Source organism: Acidithiobacillus sp. IBUN Pt1247-S3, assembly GCF_041146875.1.
Lineage (GTDB): Bacteria > Pseudomonadota > Gammaproteobacteria > Acidithiobacillales > Acidithiobacillaceae > Igneacidithiobacillus.
In genome coordinates this window covers 18,224-40,258 of the sequence record NZ_JBFRXP010000020.1, presented here as the reverse complement: position 1 = coordinate 40,258, position 22,035 = coordinate 18,224, and the positions used below count along the sequence as shown (strand labels likewise).

At 58.5% G+C, this 22,035-nt stretch carries 20 protein-coding genes; 7 read left to right on the top strand and 13 right to left on the bottom strand.

All coding sequences use genetic code 11. The features are described from left to right. Positions 1-20: 20 nt before the first annotated feature. Complete coding sequence (locus AB4090_RS12505; RefSeq protein ID WP_369574219.1) at positions 21-1,358, bottom strand: aminopeptidase P N-terminal domain-containing protein; 1,338 nt, start codon at positions 1,356-1,358, stop codon at positions 21-23. A 106-nt stretch (positions 1,359-1,464) separates the two neighbouring features. Here AB4090_RS12505 and AB4090_RS12500 point away from each other — a divergent pair, with 106 nt between their 5' ends. The 3 genes from AB4090_RS12500 to metG are packed head-to-tail and all read left to right on the top strand — an operon-like array spanning position 1,465 to position 5,317. Beyond that, a complete protein-coding gene (locus AB4090_RS12500; RefSeq protein WP_369574218.1) occupies positions 1,465-2,457 on the top strand; it encodes an aminoglycoside phosphotransferase family protein in 993 nt (330 codons plus the stop codon). A gap of 3 nt (positions 2,458-2,460) precedes the next feature. Next, positions 2,461-3,240 (top strand): HAD family hydrolase, encoded by a 780-nt coding sequence (locus tag AB4090_RS12495; protein ID WP_369574217.1) that lies wholly within the window; start codon positions 2,461-2,463, stop codon positions 3,238-3,240. Between the two features lie 49 nt (positions 3,241-3,289). Next, positions 3,290-5,317: a methionine--tRNA ligase gene (metG, locus tag AB4090_RS12490; RefSeq protein ID WP_369574216.1), complete on the top strand. Its 2,028-nt coding sequence runs from the start codon at positions 3,290-3,292 to the stop codon at positions 5,315-5,317. 72 nt (positions 5,318-5,389) lie between these two features. Here metG and AB4090_RS12485 read toward each other — a convergent pair whose 3' ends face one another. From AB4090_RS12485 to AB4090_RS12470, 4 genes are read right to left on the bottom strand one after another with little or no spacing between them, the layout of a single operon-like run. Then, a complete protein-coding gene (locus AB4090_RS12485) occupies positions 5,390-6,511 on the bottom strand; it encodes a 3-deoxy-7-phosphoheptulonate synthase (protein ID WP_369574215.1) in 1,122 nt (373 codons plus the stop codon). 24 nt (positions 6,512-6,535) lie between these two features. After that, positions 6,536-7,924, bottom strand: a complete 1,389-nt coding sequence (gene fumC / locus AB4090_RS12480; RefSeq protein WP_369574214.1) for a class II fumarate hydratase — start codon at positions 7,922-7,924, stop codon at positions 6,536-6,538. Then, positions 7,924-9,708 carry a M3 family oligoendopeptidase gene (locus tag AB4090_RS12475; protein WP_369574213.1) on the bottom strand — a complete coding sequence of 595 codons (1,785 nt, stop codon included), beginning with the start codon at positions 9,706-9,708 and terminating at the stop codon, positions 7,924-7,926. Before AB4090_RS12475 ends, fumC begins: the two co-directional genes overlap by 1 nt. Positions 9,709-9,719: 11 nt before the next feature. Next, complete coding sequence (locus tag AB4090_RS12470; protein ID WP_369574212.1) at positions 9,720-10,166, bottom strand: DUF1841 family protein; 447 nt, start codon at positions 10,164-10,166, stop codon at positions 9,720-9,722. A 177-nt stretch (positions 10,167-10,343) separates the two neighbouring features. Between AB4090_RS12470 and AB4090_RS12465 the strand changes: the two genes are divergently transcribed. Continuing rightward, complete coding sequence (locus AB4090_RS12465) at positions 10,344-12,041, top strand: hypothetical protein (protein ID WP_369574211.1); 1,698 nt, start codon at positions 10,344-10,346, stop codon at positions 12,039-12,041. A gap of 79 nt (positions 12,042-12,120) precedes the next feature. Here the strand turns inward: AB4090_RS12465 and AB4090_RS12460 are convergent, their stop codons facing one another. The 7 genes from AB4090_RS12460 to AB4090_RS12430 form a co-directional block, all read right to left on the bottom strand. Beyond that, positions 12,121-12,363, bottom strand: a complete 243-nt coding sequence (locus AB4090_RS12460) for a hypothetical protein (RefSeq protein ID WP_369574210.1) — start codon at positions 12,361-12,363, stop codon at positions 12,121-12,123. 615 nt (positions 12,364-12,978) lie between these two features. After that, positions 12,979-13,362, bottom strand: coding sequence for a hypothetical protein (locus AB4090_RS12455; protein ID WP_369574209.1), 384 nt, complete (start codon positions 13,360-13,362; stop codon positions 12,979-12,981). Between the two features lie 320 nt (positions 13,363-13,682). Beyond that, positions 13,683-13,958: an oxidative damage protection protein gene (locus tag AB4090_RS12450; protein WP_369574208.1), complete on the bottom strand. Its 276-nt coding sequence runs from the start codon at positions 13,956-13,958 to the stop codon at positions 13,683-13,685. A 96-nt stretch (positions 13,959-14,054) separates the two neighbouring features. After that, the gene (mutY, locus tag AB4090_RS12445) at positions 14,055-15,095 is read right to left on the bottom strand and encodes an A/G-specific adenine glycosylase (protein ID WP_369574207.1); all 1,041 of its coding nucleotides are present in this window, start codon (positions 15,093-15,095) and stop codon (positions 14,055-14,057) included. Further along, a complete protein-coding gene (locus AB4090_RS12440; RefSeq protein ID WP_369574206.1) occupies positions 15,092-16,345 on the bottom strand; it encodes a hypothetical protein in 1,254 nt (417 codons plus the stop codon). Before AB4090_RS12440 ends, mutY begins: the two co-directional genes overlap by 4 nt. Then, positions 16,335-18,056: a phosphoenolpyruvate--protein phosphotransferase gene (gene ptsP / locus AB4090_RS12435; protein ID WP_369574205.1), complete on the bottom strand. Its 1,722-nt coding sequence runs from the start codon at positions 18,054-18,056 to the stop codon at positions 16,335-16,337. Before ptsP ends, AB4090_RS12440 begins: the two co-directional genes overlap by 11 nt. Further along, positions 18,053-18,319 (bottom strand): HPr family phosphocarrier protein, encoded by a 267-nt coding sequence (locus AB4090_RS12430; protein WP_369574204.1) that lies wholly within the window; start codon positions 18,317-18,319, stop codon positions 18,053-18,055. The genes ptsP and AB4090_RS12430 overlap by 4 nt, the downstream gene beginning before the upstream one ends. A gap of 206 nt (positions 18,320-18,525) precedes the next feature. Here AB4090_RS12430 and AB4090_RS12425 point away from each other — a divergent pair, with 206 nt between their 5' ends. From AB4090_RS12425 to recN, 3 genes are read left to right on the top strand one after another with little or no spacing between them, the layout of a single operon-like run. Then, on the top strand, positions 18,526-18,876 hold the full coding sequence (locus AB4090_RS12425; protein WP_369574203.1) for a superinfection immunity protein: 351 nt from the start codon (positions 18,526-18,528) through the stop codon (positions 18,874-18,876). A 14-nt stretch (positions 18,877-18,890) separates the two neighbouring features. Further along, on the top strand, positions 18,891-19,766 hold the full coding sequence (locus AB4090_RS12420; protein ID WP_369574202.1) for an NAD(+)/NADH kinase: 876 nt from the start codon (positions 18,891-18,893) through the stop codon (positions 19,764-19,766). Beyond that, positions 19,766-21,451, top strand: a complete 1,686-nt coding sequence (recN, locus tag AB4090_RS12415) for a DNA repair protein RecN (protein ID WP_369574201.1) — start codon at positions 19,766-19,768, stop codon at positions 21,449-21,451. Before AB4090_RS12420 ends, recN begins: the two co-directional genes overlap by 1 nt. On the opposite strand, the gene AB4090_RS12410 is transcribed toward recN, so the two are convergent. Then, positions 21,428-21,940, bottom strand: a complete 513-nt coding sequence (locus tag AB4090_RS12410; protein ID WP_369574200.1) for a hypothetical protein — start codon at positions 21,938-21,940, stop codon at positions 21,428-21,430. The genes recN and AB4090_RS12410 overlap by 24 nt on opposite strands. Between the last annotated feature and the right edge of the window lie 95 nt (positions 21,941-22,035).

Here is a 22,035-nt window from a genome sequence, read left to right as displayed (position 1 = left end):
ACCGGGGGTTACCGCTAACTCTACCCCCACCCGCCGGCCATCAGACTCTCAATCTCTTCTATCTCCTTGGGCACGCCAGCACTCAGAATCTCTGGGCCGTCTGGCGTAAGGAACAGGTCATCCTCAATCCGGATGCCAATCCCCTGGTAGGCCTCGGGCACACCGTCTTGCCCCGGAGCGAAATAGAGGCCAGGCTCCACCGTCAATACCATACCGGCAGCGAGCGGGCGCCAGGTCTGCTCCGTGCCTTGGCGATAAGCGCCGACGTCATGCACATCCATGCCTAGCCAATGACCCGTGCGATGCATGTAAAAAGGCCGGTATAGCTGCTTATCCAGAATCTCTTCGCGACCCTCGCGCAGAATTTTTAGCTCGCGCAGGCCATCCACTAAAATCTCGACCGCAGCATCGTGATAATCGCTCACTGGTCGGCCAACCTGTACCGTGGCGATTGCTGCCGCTTGGCTAGCGAGAACCAAGCTATAGATGTCCCGTTGCGGGCCGGAAAAACGGCCGTTGACCGGCCAGGTACGGGTGATGTCACCGGCGTAACCGGCAATTTCCGCGCCGGCGTCAACAAGGACCAGGTCGCCATCCTGCAACACCGCGCGATTCTCCACATAGTGCAGAATACAGCCATTCACGCCACCACCCACGATGCTGGAATAAGCCAAACGCGCCGCACCCTGCCGCTGAAAGACATACTCAATTTCGGCCTGGAGTTGATATTCCATCATCCCCGGCCGCGTTTGTCGCATGCCATGGCGATGCCCGGCAGCACTCACCCCAGCTGCCGCCCGCATCAGTTGCTGCTCCACAGCATCCTTGTGCAAGCGCATCTCGCCGAGAAAATAGCTGCTGTCGACCAATTCCATCGGGTAACCAATACCCTGCCGGCTGTGGGCGCGGGCCTGATTGCGCCAGAGCTGCACACGGGCGTCAAAATCCGCGCCCAACCCCATGGGATAGAGGAGTACTTCGCGGTTCTCCAACAGCTTGGGCAAAATACTGTCCAGCTCATGGATCGAGTAACACTGATCGACCTGGCACAATTCTTTCGCCCCTTCTATACCAGCGCGGCGACCGTCCCAGGTTTCGCGCTCCGGGTCACGCGGACGGCAAAAGAGTATTTGCTCCCCTTCCGCATGCCCCGGTGCCAGTACCAGCACCGCCTCGGGCTCCGCGAAACCAGTCAGATAAAAGAAATCAGAGTCTGGCCGGAAGAGGTAGGTCACATCGCGATTGCGAATCTGCTCGCGCGCCGTAGGAAGAATCAGAACCCCCTTCTCACCGATTTGCGCCAGCAAGCGATGACGGCGAGCGAGGGTATCGGGGCACGGAAGATCGAGATCAGACATAAGCACCTGCATTGTTTTGCGAAAGATGACAGTATGACACAGAACCCACGGGGGCTACCTCCTATGCTAAACTGCCATTGCATATTCGCTTAGCGAAGGATTGAGATTGCGATACTTGGGACACCTGCAGCGCTCCGATCCCCTCTATGATCATTTGTATTTCAAGATCTTCATTGGCGAGCTGGGAATTACGCCAGACAAAGGCTTTCGCGTCTTTGCCCTGAACGGCTCCAACGCCGTGTACCTGTACGAAGATCGCCGCCATCAGCGGCGCGTCCTGGGCAAATTTTTCGATCGCCACAGCGGTCACAACAACGCGGCAGCCGCACAACACGAGTTTCAGGTGTTGTCGCTATTGCACGGCAATGGTCTCGGCCAGGGGCAACACCGGGTGGTCGAACCCTTGGGCGTGAATCCGGATTTTGCCGATGTCCTCTTCGAATGTTTCGTGCTGGGCGAACCACTGCATCGCATTTGGGCACGCAGCCTGCCCGGGCATGACGATCAGTTGATGTACCATAGCCTATCGGATCTCGCCTACTTCCTCGCGCGTCTGCACAACCACAATGTGCGCGGTGACCCCGTACGTTTTGTCGAAATATTTCCGTACTTCGACAAGATCATTGCCCGTCTGTGGCGCCGCGGTCGCGCCAGACAACAGCACATTGATCAGCTCTACTATCTGCGTCATCTATGGGAGAACGATGGCGCGATGTACTCCGACCACTGCGTGCGTCTGCACGGCGATGCCACTCCGGCCAATTTTTTGGTCACTGGACACCATCAGCTTACCGCCATCGACTTTGAGCGCTCACATTTTGGCGACCGGGTATACGATCTCGGGATGATTACCGGCGAATTAAAACACTGGGCGCTACGCCAACATGGTGATGCCAGTGCGGCAGAAAATTACATTGGCCATTTCCTCTGGGAATACAGCCGGCATTTTCCCCATCAGCCAGCGGCTTTCCAGGCCATCACCCATCGTCTACCTTTTTATATGGGGCTAACCCTGCTGCGCATCGCGCGCAACAGCTACCTCGGTGATCACTACGCCCACACCCTCATCCATGAGGCCATCGCTTGCCTGGGGAGATAAATCATGAGCATTCGCGCTGTTCTTTTTGACTTGTATGGCACTCTTATCCATATCGAAACCGATGAATCCCAAGGGGAAATCTACTGGGCGATGGCGCGCTACCTGAGTTACCACCGTATTCACATCAGCCCGGATAGCCTGCGGGAGCGCTACTTTGACCTCGCCAAGCAGCAAAAGCGCAATTCCTCCGAGACCTATCCCGAGCTGGACGCCCGCGGCGCCTGGCGCGAGATTCTGCGCACCGGCAGCAAACATTTTCGCCCCGAAAGCGTGGCCAGCGAGGGCGAGCACCGCGTAAAAGAAGTTGAGAAGCGCCGCGATCATCTGGCCAAAGAGCTGGTGCGCCTACATCGCGCCCTGTCGCGCCGCAGCATCGAGCGCTACCCCGGCGCGAAAGAGCTGCTGCAGAGCATTGCAGGCGAGTTTCATCTGGGCATTGTGTCCGATGCCCAGGTAGAGTTTGCCAAACCGGAAATGCGCATCACCAAAATCCGCAAATACTTTCCTGCAAAGACCATCTCCAGCGCCTACGGCTTCCGTAAGCCAGATCCGCGGCTTTTTACTGAAACTTGCCACGCATTACAGGTGCGCCCGGAAGAGAGCATCTATGTGGGGAATGATATGTACCGAGACGTTTCCGGCGCACGCCAGGCCGGTTTGAAAACGATTTTGGTTTGGTCCGACCAAGGGCGCAAGGAGTATCGCGATGTGCGCGCCGACTATGACGCGCGAGATCTCTACCAGGTACTGGAGGGCGTACGTTTTCTCGCGGAGCGGCACTGATCATCAGCAGCATTGCCCAGGCACAGAAAGGCAGGTAATTTAGCAAGCCATGAAACGGCACATCCTCGTCACCAGCGCCCTCCCCTACGCCAATGGCCCCCTCCACCTGGGCCACTTGGTGGAGTACACCCAAACCGACATCTGGGCGCGTTACCAGCGCCTGCGCGGCCATGACTGCGTGTATTTTTGCGCCGACGATGCGCACGGCACCCCCATTATGCTCCGCGCCCAGTCCGAGGGCATTACCCCCGAGGCGCTGATTGGCCGTATGCACGGCGAGCACCTGCGCGACTTTACCGCATTTGGCATCGGCTTCGATCTCTATCACAGCACCCATTCGCCGGAGAATTTCGCCATCTCCCAAGACCTCTACCGTGCCCTGCGCGCCAACGAGCACATCACCGTGCGCGAGATTGAACAGGCCTATGATCCGGTGGCGGAGATGTTCCTGCCCGACCGCTTCATCCGTGGCACCTGCCCGCGCTGCAAGGCGGTCGATCAATACGGCGACAACTGCGAAGTCTGTGGTGCCACCTATAGCCCCACCGACCTGATCGAACCGCGTTCCGCCGTCTCCGGGGCGACGCCGGTACGCCGCAGCTCCGAACATTATTTTTTCCAATTGGGCGATTTCTCCGCCTTCCTGCAGCAGTGGATCCACAGCGGCACCCTGCAGGAGGAAATGGCCAACAAGCTGGACGAGTGGTTTGCGGCGGGGCTTAGCGACTGGGACATCAGCCGCGACGCGCCCTATTTTGGTATCCCCATCCCCGATGCCCCCGGCAAGTTCTTCTATGTCTGGCTCGACGCCCTACCCGGCTACATGGCCGCAACCCAGCACTGGTGCCGCGCACACGGACGCGACTTTGACGCGTTCTGGGGCAAGGACTCCAATGCCGAGCTCTATCACTTCATCGGCAAGGACATCATCTATTTTCACGCCCTGTTCTGGCCCGCCATGCTAGAAGGATCGGGGCACCGCCTGCCCACGGGGGTCTTTGCCCATGGCCATCTCACCGTCAACGGCGCCAAGATGAGCAAGTCCAGGGGCACCTCCATCACCGCCCGCCAGTATCTGGAGCACTTGAACCCCGAGTTCCTGCGCTACTACATCGCCACCAAGCTCAACAGCCATGTGGAAGACATCGACCTCAACCTCGAGGATTTCCTCCTGAAGGGCAATGGCGACCTGGTGGGCAAGGTGGTGAATCTGGCCTCGCGGGCGGCGGGCTTCATCCACCGCTACTTTGACGGGCGTCTGGCCAGCAACCTCGGCGCCGACGCGGCATTTTATGACACCCTCCTCGCCCAGCAGGAGGCCATCGGTGCCGCCTACGAGGGCCGGGAGTACGGCCGCGCCATGCGCGACATCATGGCCCTGGCCGACCAGATCAACGCCTATGTCGATCAGAACGTTCCTTGGCTGCTGGCCAAAGACCCGGAGCAACGGGCGGCCCTGCACCGGGTGGCAACGGTCACCCTCAACGGCTTTCGGGTGCTCATCACCCTGCTGAGCCCAGTGCTCCCGGAGCTGACCCAGAAGGCGCTGACCTTTTTACGCAGCCCCCTAAATTGGGACGGCCTGCAGCAGCCCCTGACGGATCACGTCATTGAGCCCTACACCCATTTATTGCAGCGTATGGAAAAACCCCAGGTGGACGCCTTGATTCAGACCCCCACACCCGCCCCGGCGCCTGCCGCAGCCGCCGCACCGGCCCCCAGTCCGGCACCCGCAGTCGATACCCCGGCAACCATCAGTATTGACGATTTCAGCAAGGTGGAGCTGCGCATCGCCCGTATCGTTGCCGCCGAGGGCGTGGAAGGCGCCGACAAGCTCTTGCACCTCACCCTGGACATTGGTGAGGCCGCCACCCGCTCCGTCTTTGCCGGTATCAAAAGCGCCTACGATCCCGCCACCCTGGTGGGCCGGCTCACGGTCATGGTCGCCAACCTCGCCCCGCGCAAGATGCGCTTTGGCCTTTCCGAAGGCATGGTCCTGGCCGCCAGCGGCCCCGAGGGCGGCCCCTTCCTGCTCTCCCCCGACAGCGGCGCCCAGCCGGGGATGCGGGTGAAGTAAGCGGCTCAGCCACTGCAGAAAAAGCCGGGGCCGAACCCGGCCTACAACAAGCGGGCAGTTATAGGCAAGATGTCATTCGGCGCTGGACTGCGCGGCCGCCAACAGGCGACGGTCCTCGTAGGCCTCTCGTGCCAAACGCACATCTTCTAGGAACCACGGCAGCTCCTTGAGCAGTAGTGCCTGCGGGCCATCCACCAGAGCCGTGGCCGGATCCGGGTGAAAATCCACCAAAACCATATTGGCACCCGCCACTACCCCCTGCGCGGTCACATGAAAAACGTCCATGATACCGTCCGGGCCAACGTCCCGGCTGCCCACAGAGTGGGACGGATCAATGCAGACCGGCATACGCGTCAGGCGTTTCACCACCGGCACCTGGGCAAAGTCAATGAAATTGCGATGTGGATCTCCCAGATTGGTTTTCATGCCGCGCAGGCCAAACACTACGCGGCTGTTGCCTTCCGAGGCCAGATACTCGCCGGCGTTGAGGGATTCCTCCAGCGTGATACCGAAACCGCGCTTGAGCAGCACGGGAAATTGTTGTTGGCGCCCCACGGCCTTGAGCAGCTCGAAATTCTGCGTATTGCGCGTGCCAATCTGCAACATGACCCCGGTGGGATGGCCGGTTCGCTCCAACGCCTCGCGAATCTCGTCCATGTGCTGCTCATGCAGGATCTCCATCGCGATGACTTTGATGCCGTATTTTCCCGCCAGCTCAAAAACCCAGGGCAAACATTCCTTGCCATGCCCCTGAAAGGCGTAAGGACTGGTGCGCGGCTTGTATGCGCCCATGCGCGTGCAGACCTGGCCGCTGTCCTGCAAGGCGCGCAGCATTTGCTCGACATGCTCCGGGGTGTCTACGGCACAAAGCCCGGCGAAGACGTGCAACGTATCCTGACTGAATTCCACGCCGTTGTAGGTAAAGCCGTTGGCGCGCGCGTCGTCCTGATGCCGCCCCAGCACCCGGTATTCCTTCGACACACGAATGGCCTTAGCCACCCCCGGCAGAGACTCCATCTGCTCCAGGTCGAGGGCCTTGGTGTTGCCAATCAGGTAGATTTCGCTGAGCAGTTGCTCTGCTCCCTGCACCCGATGCACGCGGTACTCGATGCTATCCAGCCCATCCAGATAGCGCAGCAGGGCCTGATATTCCGGCGCACTCTCCTGCAAATCCTCCTGAAGAATCAATATCATCGTCTTTTCCTTTCGTCGCCCAAGCTATGCTCTATCCGGCGCCAACATCCGCTCCGGACGCAAAATTTCCTCCAGTTCCGCCGCCGTAATCCAGCCCGTCGCGAGTGCCGCCGCACGCAAGGTCGTGCCCTCCTGGTGCGCACGCTGGGCAATCTTGGCCGCGCGCTCATAACCCAAACTCGGCACCAGGGCAGTCACCAGCATCAGCGAGCTATCGAGATGGTCGCGCAGCTTTTCCTCTCGCGCCTGCAGATCGCGCACGCAATGCACCGCAAAGGAATGCATGGCGTCCGCCAGCAGCGTAATGCTCTGTAACACATTGTAGCCTATGACGGGTTTATAGACATTCAGTTCAAAATTGCCCTGCGAGGACGCAAAAGCCACCGTCGCATCATTGCCAAAGACCTGGGCGCAGACCATGCTCAAGGCCTCGGCTTGGGTGGGGTTGACCTTGCCTGGCATGATGGAAGAGCCGGGTTCATTTTCTGGCAGGACCAACTCTCCTAGCCCAGCGCGCGGACCGGAGCCCATCCAACGGATGTCATTAGCGATTTTCAACAAAGACATGGCGAGACTACGTAACTGGCCACTGAGCTGGCAGAGCGCCTCCTGCCCGGCCAGGGCCGCAAAAGGATTGTCCGCCGGCCGTAACGGTAGGGCAAACTGTTCGCTAAGCGATGCACAGACCCGCAACGCGAATTCTGGATGGGTATTGAGGCCGGTACCTACCGCCGTCCCGCCCAGGGCAAGTGCATACAGCGCCGGCAACACGGAACAAATCGCCTCTTCCCCCTGGCGCAGTTGATCAACATAGCCCGAGAACTCCTGGCCAAGACGCATGGGCACTGCGTCCATCAAATGCGTGCGCCCGATTTTCAGAATCCCGGCGAACTCCTCACTGCGTTGGTGCAAGATCTCTCGCAATTGCGTCAAGGCGGGCAAGAGCTGCGCGTGAACCGCCTCGGCAATGCTAAGGTGCAAAGCGCTGGGAAAGACATCGTTGGAAGACTGCCCCAGATTCACGTGATCGTTGGGATGTACCGGGCTTTTGCTACCGCGGGCGCTGCCCAGACGCTCGCTGGCCAGATTGGCAATGACCTCATTGACATTCATGTTGCTCTGGGTGCCACTACCGGTCTGCCAAACACGCAGGGGAAACTGTACATCCCATTGGCCAGCGGCAACCTCCTCTGCGGCCATCGAGATGGGCATAACCAGTTCTTGCGGAAGTACACCGAGCTCGCCGTTTGCCTTTGCCGCCGCCGCTTTGATCCGCGCCAGGGCATGGATGATCGGCAAGGGCATGCGCTCTTCGCCAATGGCAAAGAACTGCAGGGAGCGCTGGGTTTGTGCGCCCCACAGCGCATCATCAGCTACATCGATTTCCCCGAGGCTGTCGCGCTCCCGCCGCATCAATGTGCCCCCGCCAGACGCTCGGCCTCGGCAACCATACCTTCCAGGTAATCCAGGGCGCTATTCCAGATCTGCGGGTCATCCAGGCGCACACCTGAGGCCGCCACCACCTCTACCGGCGAGCGGCTACCCCCCAGGCTGAGCATGGCGTGGTACTTGGGCACAAAAGCTTCGCCCTCGGCCCGGTAACGCTGGATCAGCGCCAGGGTCAGGAGTTCACCAAAGGCGTAGGCATAGACGTAGCCGGGGGAGCCGATGAAATGGGGGATATAGCTCCACCACCAGCGATAGCCCTCGGTGAACTGTATGGAGCCATCGAACTGTTCTTCTTGGGTCTGCATCCACAATTCCGCCAAGCGTTCCTTGCTCAGTTCGCCCTCGCTACGTCGTGCCCCATGCATCAGCGCCTCAAAGCGATGCATGGCCATCTGCCGAAAGACCGTGGCAAAGGTGTCCTCAATCTTGCCGCAGAGCAATGCCAAGCGCTTACCTGCATCGGGCTCATTGCGCATCAGGCGCTCAAAGGTGAGCATCTCACTGAATACCGATGCCGTCTCGGCAGTGGTGAGCGGCGTGTCGGAGTTGAGAAAGCCCTGCTCCCGCGCGAGATACTGATGGATGCCATGCCCCAACTCATGGGCGACGGTCATTACATCGCGCACGGTGCCGGTGTAGTTGACCATCAGGTAAGGATGCACATCCGGGGTGACGGGATGGGCGAAGGCACCACCACGCTTGCCCGGCGCCAGGGCGGCATCGATCCAATGTTCGTCAAAGAAGCGCTTGCCGATGACAGCGAGTTCTGGGGAAAAATCCTGAAAGGCGCCGAGTACGATGGCCTGACATTCTTCCCAGGGATAGGGCCGCGAAGAGCCGGGTAGGGGCGCATAGCGGTCGTAGTCCTGCAGAGGGCTGATATCCAGCAAACGCGCCTTCAGGCGATAATAGCGCCCGACCAGGGGATAGCGAGCCACGACCGCAGCCTCCAGGGCCTCGACCATGCCATCATCAATCTCGTTAGCAAGGTTGCGGTCCGCCAGCCAATGGGGGTAGCGACGCAGGCGATCGTCCAGCGCTTTGTCGGCAAGCACGGCATTGAAGCAAAAGGCCAAGGTATGCATACGGCCCTGCAAGCCCCGGCTCAGCGACTCCGCCGCGTCTTTACGCAAGTTGCGGTCTGGATGGGAGAGCTTGCTGAGCAGCTCCTGCTCGCTCAATTCCTTACCACGCAGGGAGAAGCGCATTTCGGTGAGGGTTTCATCAAAAAGCCGCTCCCACAAACTACGCCCGGTGACGCTTTTTTCGGCAAGGATCTGTTCTTCCGCTTCGTTGCGCAAATGTGCGGCGTAATTGCGCCAGTTGCGCAGAATGTGCACCCAGTGCGCCAATTCCGGCGCCTGCAACAGGGCATCTGCCTTTTCTGTCGCCAGGCCATTCCAGGCGATATCGAAAAAGACCAGTTGGTTACCAATTTGCGTCGCCTGTTCCTGGTACTGCTGCAGTGCCGCGCCATAGAGTGGATCATCGGCGTGGGTGACATAGCTCAGATAACGATAGGCACCGACGCGCGCGAGACGGCTGCGTAGCTCCTCCAGGTTCGCCATCGCCTGTGCCAACTCGGCGGCGCTCAGGGTAGCGAAATCAACACGATAGCGGCCAGCAAAATTTGTAGCGGCACTTGCCGCCCAGTCCATATCCGCGCGTAGGCGCGGGTCTTCCCGGCCGACATACAGATCTTCCAAATGCCAATGCACCGATTCCGCGCCCGTTTTTCCTTCCGCCATCTAGCCTCTCCTCACGATTTCTTGCGCCCCTCAGCCGCTTGCATACACGGCAGCAGGGCATCCAATTCCGGTTCTCGACCGGCGCGCTGCGCCTGCCAAATCAGTTCTCCCAGGCAGTCGACCACCAGATGCTGGGCGGCCATTTCCCCCTGTTGCGCCCGCAGACGCTCATAAGCATGCACGATACCCGGCGGCTGTCCTGTCGCCAAGAGTTCCAGCAATGCCACATGCAACGACATATGGGCGAAGGGGTTACTCTGCCCCAGTTCCGGTGGAAAGTCTGCCTCCAGAGCCAGATCGGGATTTTCTAACAAGGCATGGTACTCTGGGTGCACACGAATAACGTCTACCACCCGCTGCGCCATGGCGTCGAGGGGTTGCCCAGCGCGAAACCGCTGCCAGTAATCAACAAATAACTGACGATAGGTTTCTCTCCTGCTTCCATAAAGCATATTCATTACCCATCTGCATCAGATTCTTCCATCATACGTCCCCGTAAAACTGGGGCAAGAAGCACGCGCATTCCAGAGTTCCGGGCTCGGCAACTGGAAAAATAGCACTTCTTTGTGTTAAATAAGCGTGGCTCGGCCAATTTAGGCTTGGATCAGCATCATTCAGCAGGAGATGAATACGTCATGGCCAACGGAAATGCAGCAGCGGAAACAGTAGTGGCTCTTACCCCCAAACAGTGGGAAGGACTCGGTAAGGTGGGGGATGCCGCCCTCCAGTTACAGAGCCTACTGCAAATGTTCCGCGACGTGCTCAACGAACTTCCCAACGCCATTGATACCGACAAGCTCCTTAGCAAATACCAGCCGCAGCTCGACGCCCTACGGGATACTGCCGAGTCCCTGCAGGGAATGCTCACCGTCGACGGCGGCGTCGATCGTCTGAAGCAGCTCCTCGGCGAGGTCAAGGACGCTCAGCTCGACAAAACCATTGGTGAGCTGCTAACCATCCTCAATAACCTGCAAAAATCTGGCTTCTTTGGCTCTCTGGCCACCCTGAGCGGCGAGCTCAAATGCCCCCTCATCGGCGAAAACCCCGAAGACATGGTCAACAAGCTGCGCGGGGCCGTGGAGAACCTGCAGTACTACTGGGCGAGTGCCAAACAAGGCGTTGGCGTCATCGGCAATATGGCCGGCGAGCTCGACCTGCCAGATCGCCTCGACGAACTGCAGGAAATGGCCGACCAATGGCTGCAAATGGCCAAGCGCGCCCAGAAGTTGGTTCAGGGCGACGCGCCCAGCGTGCAGGCCCGCTTGGAAGGGCTGCTCGACATGGCGGAAATACTCGGTGGCCAGATGAGTGTGGCCTTGGGTACTCTGAAGGATACCGCCCCGGAGCTGCTCAACAGTGCCGACCTGAGTGGCGCCATTGGTACCGTGGGTGTTGCCGGCAAGCGTTGGCTGCAGGTGGCCATGCGGGTCAAGAATCTGGCTGCTGGCCCGGATGGTGACTTGGTCAGCCGTGTGGAGATGCTGCTTGGTCAAGTAGAAAAGGTTGCGGGCCTCGCCGGTAACGCTGGTTTCTTCCTGCAGGCCGGCAAAGACGGTTTGGGGGCGGTGCAGGGAATCCTGACCGATCTCGACCTCCCGGATAAGCTCGACATCCTCGCCGAAGAGGCAGAAAAGTGGGCCAAGATCGCCATGCGTGCCAAGAAGATCGCGCTTGGCGACGCCAAAGTCGGTGATGTGGCAGACCAGGTCAATGGCCTGCTTGATCACGCCGAAACCATTGCCGAGACCATGCGCAACCTCGCCTGCAACCTTGAGCGCCAAGGGATTCACCTGGGTGACATCCTCTCCCCCCGCGGCGACCTGAGCATTGCCGCCTGCACCGCTACGGATTTCCTCGGTGAAATGTGGCGCGACGGCACGGTCAAAAATATCGGCGCAGAGATCAGCCAGGGTGCACTCGCGTGGATGGAGATTGCGCAATTAGGCATGGCGATGGTCAAGGGCGATGCGCCGGACATCACCACGCGCGTCAAAGGATTGGTAAAGGATCTACATCAGGCCAATTTGATGGACATGGTGCCCGAGGCCCTCGCCTTGGTCAGCAAGCTACAAAAAGCCGGCTTGTTGCACAAAGTCAATTTGGTCTTCGACAAGGCCCTGCCCCTAATTCCTTCTGACGCGGTCTTTGCCAGTGGTGTAGACAAAGCGGTGAAGGCCCTGGAGCAGACTCAAGTGGAGATGAAGGACGAGGCCAACAAGGGCGGTGGCATCTTCGGCTTGGTGAAGATCGTCTTCGCCAAGGATACGCAATTCGTGCTGAAGTTCGCCGTGCGTTTCGCCAGCATCTTCCTAAAGGCGTGGAAGCAGGCGTAAATCTGCGGTTTTGCTGCACAGCACAGCGAAAAGGCCGGGACGTGAGTCCCGGCCTTTTTTACTACCCTACCGGCAGATTTTACTCAGCCGCAGGCGCTTCGGCAGCAGCAGGAGCTTCCGCCTTCTTCTCTGCCTTGGCGGCCTCGTGCTTCTTCACGTGGTGGTGCTTCTTGTAATGATGCTCCACCTTCTTCATCGGGGCCTTCTCCACAGTCTGCTGTGCCGCAGGGGCAACTGCACCAGCGGGGGCTTCCTCCGCCGCAAAGCTGGCGCTGGCAGTCAGGAAAGTCAAGGCAGCCGTGAGGGCAACAATCTTCTTCATAACACACTCCTTCCATAGGTATAGAAATCCGCTCGCGCGGGCTGAGTCAAATTCAGCAATGTTTTCTAAGCATATTTCATGCCACGTTTTTAAATTTATGTATTCAATAAGTTATACTTCTATACGGTTTCCACAAGCCAAAATCTGTCGGGAAAAAGCGAAAGGGAAAGCTACCCAAAAATAGCGCCACAGCAGGAAGTATGGTCAGTTAACTGGGCTATCTGCTTGATCGGCCGAGATCTATACAGGAGCAAGGGCAACACCTGGAGAACGGAGCATGCCCCTTCACCTGTCGCGTAGTCACGACAAAAACAAGCTTTATTTACGCACATCGCTTTCTGGCGACCGCATTCCATTGCCGTAGAGAATGTCATTCCATCGCAGTTCCAGAAAGACGTGCTGTCGGTAATGCACGGGCGATAGAAATTTTGCTGCCGAGCAAACACAGAAGGTCGGCACAATAGTGCCTCGCCAGACAGCGAGCAACAGCCTTGGGAACGCTGATAGCTATGCCAACTACATCGGCGCACACAAATGGGCCGGGATAAGCATTCCCGGCCGGAGAAGGAAAACATCCATTGGGTAGGGGCGATCTATCGCCCCAGGGAAAAGTCTTTAATGAGTAGCGGGACCACGGCCCATACCAGCCCCTCCCATCATGCCGGCACCACCACCAGCTCCACCCATCATGCCAGAACCTCGCATTCCCCCCTGATGCATGCCCGTGGATGGGGCGTTCTCGGGGAGCTTAAGTCCTTTCTCCTCGGCACGCTTCTGCATGGCCTCATGTTTCTCTGCACGGATCTGCTTGCGCTCCTGTTCCGTTTTCGCAGATTGCAACTTGTTGCGATGCTCCGCGCGTTCCTGCTGCGTCATGAGTTGGCTACCATAGGCAGTCTTCCCAGCTGACTGAGAAACTGCAGGCGCTTCTTCCGCCGCGAAGCTAGCGCTTGCCATCAAAACCGTGAGGATAGCTGTAAGGGCAACAATCTTCTTCATAGGACACTCCTTCCATAGGTATAAATCCGCCTGAGCGGGCTGATACATTTTCAGCACTGAAGATACAGCACATTTCGTGCCATATATATTAGCCATTGAAAACTAAAGAAAAAATTGGTTTCGCGCACTGCGTCCACGTAAGCAAGCGTCGCGCAAAAGCGACAACGAGAGGGGGTGTATCGGAGAACGTGCGTGCTACCGTTGCCACTTACGGAGATATTACGATTTATTAATCTTATTATACAATTTCTTAGCAACCGGAAGAGCAAAAGCGGGGGCACGAAACCAACCCCTCCCTGTTGTCGCGAGGGCACGACAGTTCAATCCTGCTGCGGGGGCACAAATCCTTCCGGGGTCTGCGCCCCTTCACCAAAGAAAAAAGCCTCCATCTGTTTTTCCAGAAAGGAGCGTGACTTGGGGTCGATTGGCGACAGGCGGTATTCATTAATGAGCATGGTCTGGTGCTTGAGCCAGGCCTGCCATGCCTCTTTGGATACCTCCTGATAGATACGAACGCCCAGGGGACCGGGATAAGGCGGACGGTCGAGACCTTCGGCTTCCTTACCCAATTTCACACATTGCACCATTCTTGCCATACCGAATATCTCCCAAAAAACCATACCAATCTGAAGTCATACCCCAATCAGCCCGCAGGGTAGCGGTAGCCCCAAGGGATGTCCAGGATATAGCACTCAAGAAAACAAACGACGCAAGGGGCTGGGCAAGGCAAGCTGCGCAAGTTGTTCCGGTGCATGGAGTGAGGCTGCCCTTCTCGCCTCGGCAACAGCAGATCCAGCCATGCGCGCCACAACAACACGATAATCCAGATGAAAATGGGTAAAGCTATGGCGCTGCCAGGGTTGCAGCTCTTGCATTTGCAAGCGCAAGGCATACTCCTGCTCTGCCCAATTACGGAACCCTGCCAGCAGCTCTGGAGATTCCTCTCCAGCAGGCATTTCATACCAAGGCAAAGCCCAGAGCCCTCCCCAAATTCCCTTGTGCGCGCGCCTCTCCAGTAAGATTCGGTCATCGTCAGAACGTGCCAACAAAAAATAGGCGAAACGGGTTGGCTTTTCTGTACGCGATTGACTCGTTGTCGCGCCAGGACCAGCACACGGGCCTTGTAACGGGCATTCTGCGCAACGGGCTTTGCGCGCCACGCAGAGCAGCGCGCCCAAGTCTTGAATTGCCTGGTTATAATCATGGGCCTTGCTGGGCGTTTCCTGTTCCGCTAGCTGCCAGAGCAAACGCTCATTCTGCGGGCTACGCGCCGCGCCAGATAATTCGTGGTAGCGGAAGAGGACGCGCCGCGCATTGGCGTCGAGGATGGCTTGCTCTTGCCCATAGGCACTCGCTAGCACTGCCGCCGCAGTACTGCGCCCCACCCCTGGCAGCTCCAATGCCTGCGTCAGCTCCCTGGGAAACTCTCCGTGAAATTTTTCCACCACCATTTGCGCGGCGGAGTGGGCATTGCGTGCTCGAGCGTAGTAACCCAGGCCGCTCCATAACGTCAGCACGTCGTCGATAGGAGCGTCCGCCAATGCCTGCCAACTGGGGAAGCGGGCAAGAAATCGACGAAAATACGGTTTCACCGTCTCCACTCTTGTTTGCTGCAGCATGATCTCGGCAAGGTACAAAACATAGGGATTGCGGCTCTGGCGCCAAGGCAAATCATGCCGCCCAAACTGCCGATACCAAGGCAGGAGGCGACTGGCAATACTCGGTCGCTTCACTGCTGTGCCGCCTGTAGACGAATCTGGAGATCGCGCGCCTGCCATTGCCCCCAGCGCAGTTCTCCCACCTGCAACTTTCCCCGTAGCGGTGGCCAGCTTTTCGGCAATGGCGGCATGACCAGTTGAGTTGCGGCGCCAGGGCGGGAAGAAGGCAGCCAGGGATTGAGATCCAAACGCGGGATAACCGCCGAAATCTGCCATGGCCGCTCAGGCTCTATGCGTGCCAAGGTGCCTTGAAAATGGGTAGTCCCCAATACGCCGTGCAGATGATCGAGATGAACAGGGCCATTCTGGGTCCAGAGCAGGGCCCCAGACAAAGCCGCTGGCCTTAGTACCTTTTGCACCTTGATTTCAGGCAACGCTACGCCTGCCAGGCGCAACCAATTGAGCAATTTTTTCGATTGCAACTGGAACTGGCTGGATACCGTAAAAGCGTGCTGCCACTGCAGCAGAAGATTCCCATGCCCTTCCAGCTGCGGTTGCCCCATCAGGTGCCATGCTGCAATCGTCAGGCTGTGCTGGGCCGAGGCATAGCGCAGCCCCGTCCAAGCCAAGTTGCCATTGATCTTCTTCCACACCAGTCGCAATGTGCCATGCGGAATTTCGAGCGTGTTTGCGCTGGGCGCCGTACATTCTTCCACGCGGAGATCCACTACACCGTCGCGAGCTCGCGCCAGCAAGGACGCCACGCCTGGTCGTCCGGGCTGCGGGGCACGATAGGCCCCATGCAAGGAAAACTGCTGTCCGGCATAGGCTAGCTGACTGATAACCGTAGCACCCTGCCCAGCGCGATAGTTCGCCTGCAACCCTGAGATCACCAGAGGATATTTGCCGATTGGCCAGCGCACGGCACTGTCCCGCAGCACAAAATTCTGCGGCAGAATGATAGCAACTCTCTTGCTACTACTAGAAACCGTCTTTGGCCAGGGGCCTTGCAGATTCAGGCCATCAACGAGCAAACCCATGTCTAACCAATGACCAGCGCGCAGGGCCGCCCAAGACCAGTTTGCATCGATGCGACGCACCTGGAGCAGGTGCTTGCCGATTTGCAGGCCGCGAAGACCAATGCCAACGCGGGAAAAATTCAGTGCGATGCGCGGATTTTGCGCTAACGTAACCGGCTGTCCCAGCTCAGCACTCAGCGCCCACGCCAAGAGTAAGCGCGGTAGCCCAACCAAGACGCATAAGTAGGCGAGCAGGGCCACACCAAGCAGGCCCAGCGCCAGCCAGCGCAGACGCTTATGCTTCAACGTCGTAGGTTTGGGTGAAGAGGTCGGACGTACCCGCAAGTGCTGCCAAGGCGATGACTTGCGCCTCATCGACCACCGTGTGGCGAATTGCTGCCTTCACCTCCGGAATGGCACCCGGAAACATACTGAACTGGCGCAAGCCCAAACCCACCAGCAAGGGGGTCCACTGTGGATTCGCAGCCATCTCACCGCACATTGCCACGGGAATACCGGCTGCCTCACCAGCCGCAATCGTGTGCTGGATCATCGACAATACGCCCACATGCAGTGGATCGAAGAGTCCGTTGACATCATCATCACCGCGATCTACCGCGAGGGCGTATTGTGTAAGATCATTGGTGCCAATAGAAAAGAAATCGGCGACCGCAGTGAAGCAATGCGCCGCCATCGCCACCGCCGGAACCTCAACCATAATACCAACGGGTAGACGCTCGGCCACCTTGTACCCCTCGGCGCACAACTCCGTGCGCAACTGCTCAACGAGCTGTCGCGCCTGATGCACCTCATGCACGGTGCTGACCATGGGCAACATCAAACGAATGGGGGCGATGGCAGAAGCGCGCAGGATCGCCCGCAAATGCCGACGAAACCAATCCGGTCGGCGCAAACACAGACGCAAACCGCGCAGTCCCAGGGCAGGGTTGAGGCCAGTGGCGTGTAATTGTAAGTCGCTGTCGGCAAGGAGTTTGTCCGCACCCACGTCTACCGAGCGAATGGTGACCTCGGCCCCCGGCAAGCCGCGCAAGACTTTGGCAAAAGCCTGGAATTGCTCTTCTTCGCTGGGGCTATCCGCCCGGTTCATAAATAGAAATTCGCTGCGAAACAGGCCAATTCCCTCTGCATTACTGCGCTGCACCCACTCCACATCTTCGGGTAATTCGATATTGGCGAAGAGGCGGATAGCAGTACCGTCGACCGTGATCGCCGGCAGGTCGCGCTCTTCTTCCAAGAGCTGCCGACGCCGCTCCCGACGTGCCTGCATCTCTCGATACGCAAGTAAGAGCTCTGGACTGGGGTTAACCAGTACCGTGCCATGCTCGCCGTCAACGACCAGTTGGTCGCCACTACGCAGCAGGCGTGTCGCCTGATGGGTACCCACCACCGCCGGCAAGCCCAGGCTGCGCGCCAAAATCGCAGAATGGGAAGTAGCCGCGCCAAAGTCAGTCACCCAGCCAAGGACCGAACCGTTTTTGAGCATGACGGTATCCGCAGGGCTCAGCTCAGAGGCAACGATGATACGATCTGCCGCCGCCGTGAGACTGGGAACCTGGGCACCGAGCAAATGACGCAGAACACGGTCGGTCACTTGCAAGATGTCCTCGCGCTTGCCGCGCAAATACGGATCTTCCATGCGCTCAAAGATCTCTACCAGGCGCTCCCGTTCATGATGCAGCGCCCAGGCGGCATTGCGCCGTTGTTCACGGATCAAGCGAATTGGCCGGTCCCGGAGGGCGGGATCATCCAGCATGAGCAAATGGGCATCAATGAACAGGCGGGTATCCTGCGGGGCATCCTTGGGGATGGCCTCGCGCACCCGCAGGAGCTCGTCACGCGCCAGGGCAAGGGCTGTACGCAGCCGTTGCTCCTCAGCGTCGAGATCGGCAATGGCAACGCTATAGTCGGGAATATCGATGCTGGCCGGTTCGAGTACAACGGCGGTACCAATGGCAATACCCGCTGCCGCCCCGATGCCAGCAAGCTCGAAGGTCACTCGCCTTCTCCAAAATAGTCCGCCGCCAAAGAACTCAGAGCGGCGCTGCACTCGGCTTCTTGCTCGCCCTCGGTCTCCAGGGTAAGCACGGTGCCCTGCGACGCCGCCAGAGTCATCAAGCCCATGATGCTTTTGCCGTTGACACGCTGCCCATCACGTTCAAGCCAGACTTGGCAGGGAAAGCGCGCAGCAATACTGACAAACTTCGCCGAGGCCCGGGCATGCAAGCCCAGACGGTTAATGATGGGATAGTCGACTTGCATAAACGGTATTCCTTTTGCTGAACGCTATTTGCGAGGATAGCGCCGCGCGGGCAAAGGGCCAAGTCGCCCGATCATGTCGCTTGTGAAATAATCACCATTGTTTCCAAACTCGACGAGGATCGCGCTCTTTGGACCAGACATCTATGTTTATGGATTACGCCTCTTTCGGGCCGGTAATGTTGATAGTGATGCTTTTTGCAATCGCCTTGGCTATTGTCATCTACTTCGTTCCGAGCATTGTCGCCTACTCTCGGGGTGCACAGAATTTTCTCGCCATTTTCCTGCTCAACCTCTTTCTCGGTTGGAGCCTGTTGGGCTGGGTGGGTTCGTTGATTTGGGCCTTACTCGACGAAAAAAAGGGATATCCATGCGTACCATTCCCGCATGCGCCAGCCGCAACCAGCCCGCAGGCCGTTGCTGCCCAGCCGCAGGCCCTCGCGACAATAGCAAGCACGTCAGAAAAATCGATCGCGTTTTGCTCGCAGTGTGGTCAGACTGTCGGCCCGGATGATCGATTCTGTGCCCACTGCGGTCACGCCCTACAACCGGTTCCATAAGGACAAGGATTTCCATGGCATCTTTTGCTCGGATCTTTTTGCTGGGGAAATATCGTGACAGCGAAGTCATCCCCTCTCTGGTCCAGCTCGCAACTTCCTTGCAGAATTGGGGTTGCGACCTGCGCATCGATGCTCGCTATCACAGCCAATTTCCCCAACTCCTTTCTTTTGTTTCCCTAAGCGAAGCAGTGCCCGGCGATCTGGTCATCGCTTTAGGTGGTGATGGCACCCTCCTCAGCACTGCCCGCGAGCTCGCTGGGCGCAATGTTCCCGTGTTAGGTATCAACATGGGGCGCTTGGGTTTTCTTGCCGACATCGCCTTCGAAGCCATCGGCCAGACTCTCCCCCCGATACTCGCGGGCGCTTACGTCGAGGACCGGCGCAGCGTTTTGCATGCCGAACTCTGGCGCGAAGGCGCCTTGATCGGCTCTGGACTCGCCCTGAACGAGGTCTTTGTGCATAAGGGCTGCGGCGAGAGCATGATCGAGCTTGGGGTACAGCTGGGCAGTCGCCAGCTTTACACCGAACGTGCCGATGGACTCATCCTGTCCACTCCCACCGGCTCCACTGCCTACGCCCTGTCCGCTGGCGGCCCCATCCTCACGCCCGAGCTACGCGCACTCCTGCTCGTACCGATTTGTCCGCACACCCTGAGCACCCGCCCCATCGTCTTACCGGATCACCTTCCGCTACGCTTTAAACTGATAGCGGCGCGCTTCCCGGCGGCCCTCAGCCTCGATAGCCATAGCTCTTTTCCCATGGTCTGTGGTGACGAAATCCACGTGCGCCGCGCCAACTGCGATGCCCTATTCATTCACCCCCAGGAGCAAGATTTCTTTGCCATCCTGCGCAGTAAACTCCACTGGGCCGAGCCCCCCGGCGAGGATTGATGTTACTGGACCTACAGATACGCGATTTTGCCCTGATTCGCAGCCTCGATGTTGCGTTTCACAGCGGGCTTACAGTACTAACGGGAGAGACCGGCGCGGGCAAATCCATTCTCGTCGATGCCATCGCCTTGTTACTAGGAGACAAAGGCAGCCCGCAGATGGTGCGTCATGGCGCCGAGCAGGCAGAAATCATCGGCAGCTTTTCCGGCGGAACAACAACTGATCATTGGCTAGAAGAACAGGAGCTCACGGCAGAGGACACTCTCATCCTGCGCCGCATTCTGCCTGCCCAGGGGCGTAGCCGCCTCTTTCTCAATGGCCGTGCCATAAGCAGCCAGCAAGCGCGCGAGCTCGGTACCTTGCTGCTCGACATTCTCGGCCAGCATGCGCACCTTCAACTACTTAAGCCCGATCGCCAACTCGCGCTGTTGGGCCGATTCGCCAACTGCGAAACTCTGCTCCCCGCCGTTGCCCAACATTGGCGCCGCTGGCAGGAGGCACAGCAAAACTGGGAACGGCAACGCAACGCGCAAGCCACGGACGCCGCACAACGGGAATGGCGGGCATTTCTCCATCAAGAACTGCAACAGGCGCGGTTGCGTCTCGGAGAATGGGAAGAGTTACAGGAAGAAGAGAAACGCCTGGGAGCGGTCGAGCAGATTCGCGCCGGGGTCGACCTGGCGCTCAATGCCCTGGATGAGGAAGGCGGGGCCTTGAGACATCTGGCAGAAGCCCAACGCGGACTGGTGCAGGCAACACAAAAAGATTCACGCCTGGAAGATTCGCTGCGGCTCCTCGATGCCGCTGCGATTCAGGCGAATGACGTGGTCGAAGGACTGCGCGCCTACCTACATCATTTGGAGGCAGAACCCGAGCGCCTCGAACAGGTCGCTCGTCGTTTACAGGAGTTGCAAGATCTACAACGCAAGCATCGCAGTGACATGGACGGCCTCCTTGCCTTACGCGAGCAGTTGGCGATGGAGTTTGCCACAGATGGCGTAAATAGCGACCCGGTGGCCCAAGCAGCAGCAGTGCTGGAAGGTTGCCGGCAGGCATACGCACAGCAAGCAGAAATCCTTAGTGCTGCGCGCCAAGAGGCGGCACCCCGCCTAGCCAAAGCGCTGCAAGAGCAGATTCGCTCACTGGGCATGCAACATGCGGTCGTAGAGCTTCGTCTGCAGCCCAGGTCAGAAGAAAAAACTTGGACGAGCCACGGCTGGGATCAGGCCGAATTTTGGATTTCCGTAAATCCCGGTCACCCGGCGCAAGCCCTTGCGCAGGTGGCATCTGGGGGCGAATTGGCACGTATCAGCCTCGCCCTGCAGGTACTGCTCAAGCTGGAAGGAGTCGAAACCCTGATCTTTGACGAAGTCGACGTTGGGGTCGGTGGTGCCGTCGCCGAGCGCATTGGCAAATTGCTACGTCAATTGGGCGCAACCCATCAGGTTCTCTGCGTCACCCACCTGCCCCAGGTGGCGGCCCAGGGGCATCAGCATCTACAGGTAGAAAAAACGGTAGCCAACGGCCAAACCGAAAGCCGCTTACGGCTACTGCAAGCGGCGGAACGGGGCTACGAAATCGCCCGCATGTTGGGTGGCAGCGAGATCGATGCCAGCCTGCAGATAGCCGCGCGAAAACTCCTGGAAGATGCTGCGCGTGGCTCAGGCAGCACGCAGGGCGCGTAGCACGGATAGATCAACCACCTTCTCAGCAGTTGCGGGAAACGCCCAGAGGCGACGTCGTCGCGCGCCGTGTTGTGCCAAAATCTTGCGCCCCAAATCATCTCCGCGCCAACGCCCGCGCGCGTCGCGCGCCGCTCCCAAAAACAGGTAATCATGCAGTGCAAAGGCCCACAAACCACTGCCCATAGGCAACAACTGCAGCAGATGGCCGGCGAATCGACGGGGTGCCAACGCCGTAACATCAGCCTCTGGACTCAGGCTTTCCGCCTTCGGCAACAACAGTTCCAGACGCTCACGCGCCGCGCGCAGCGCCGGCTCCTGACGCGTTTGCAGAATCATCACCCGCTTTGGCTCAGGCAGAGATTCCAAAACCGTATCTAAATCGTCTTCCAGAGTGTCGCAGTGAAAATCGATGAGCAACACCTCGTCTTTGCTGGTGACGATGGCGTAACGGTTGGCATAGCCTGTTTTCTGTAAAATGAAAAGACGCATGGCAGACCTCCTGGTACGCATGAGAATATGCAATTATTCTAATGCAACTCGCATGCCACTGCCTCGCAAGCATACAGATCAACGAATTATATTTT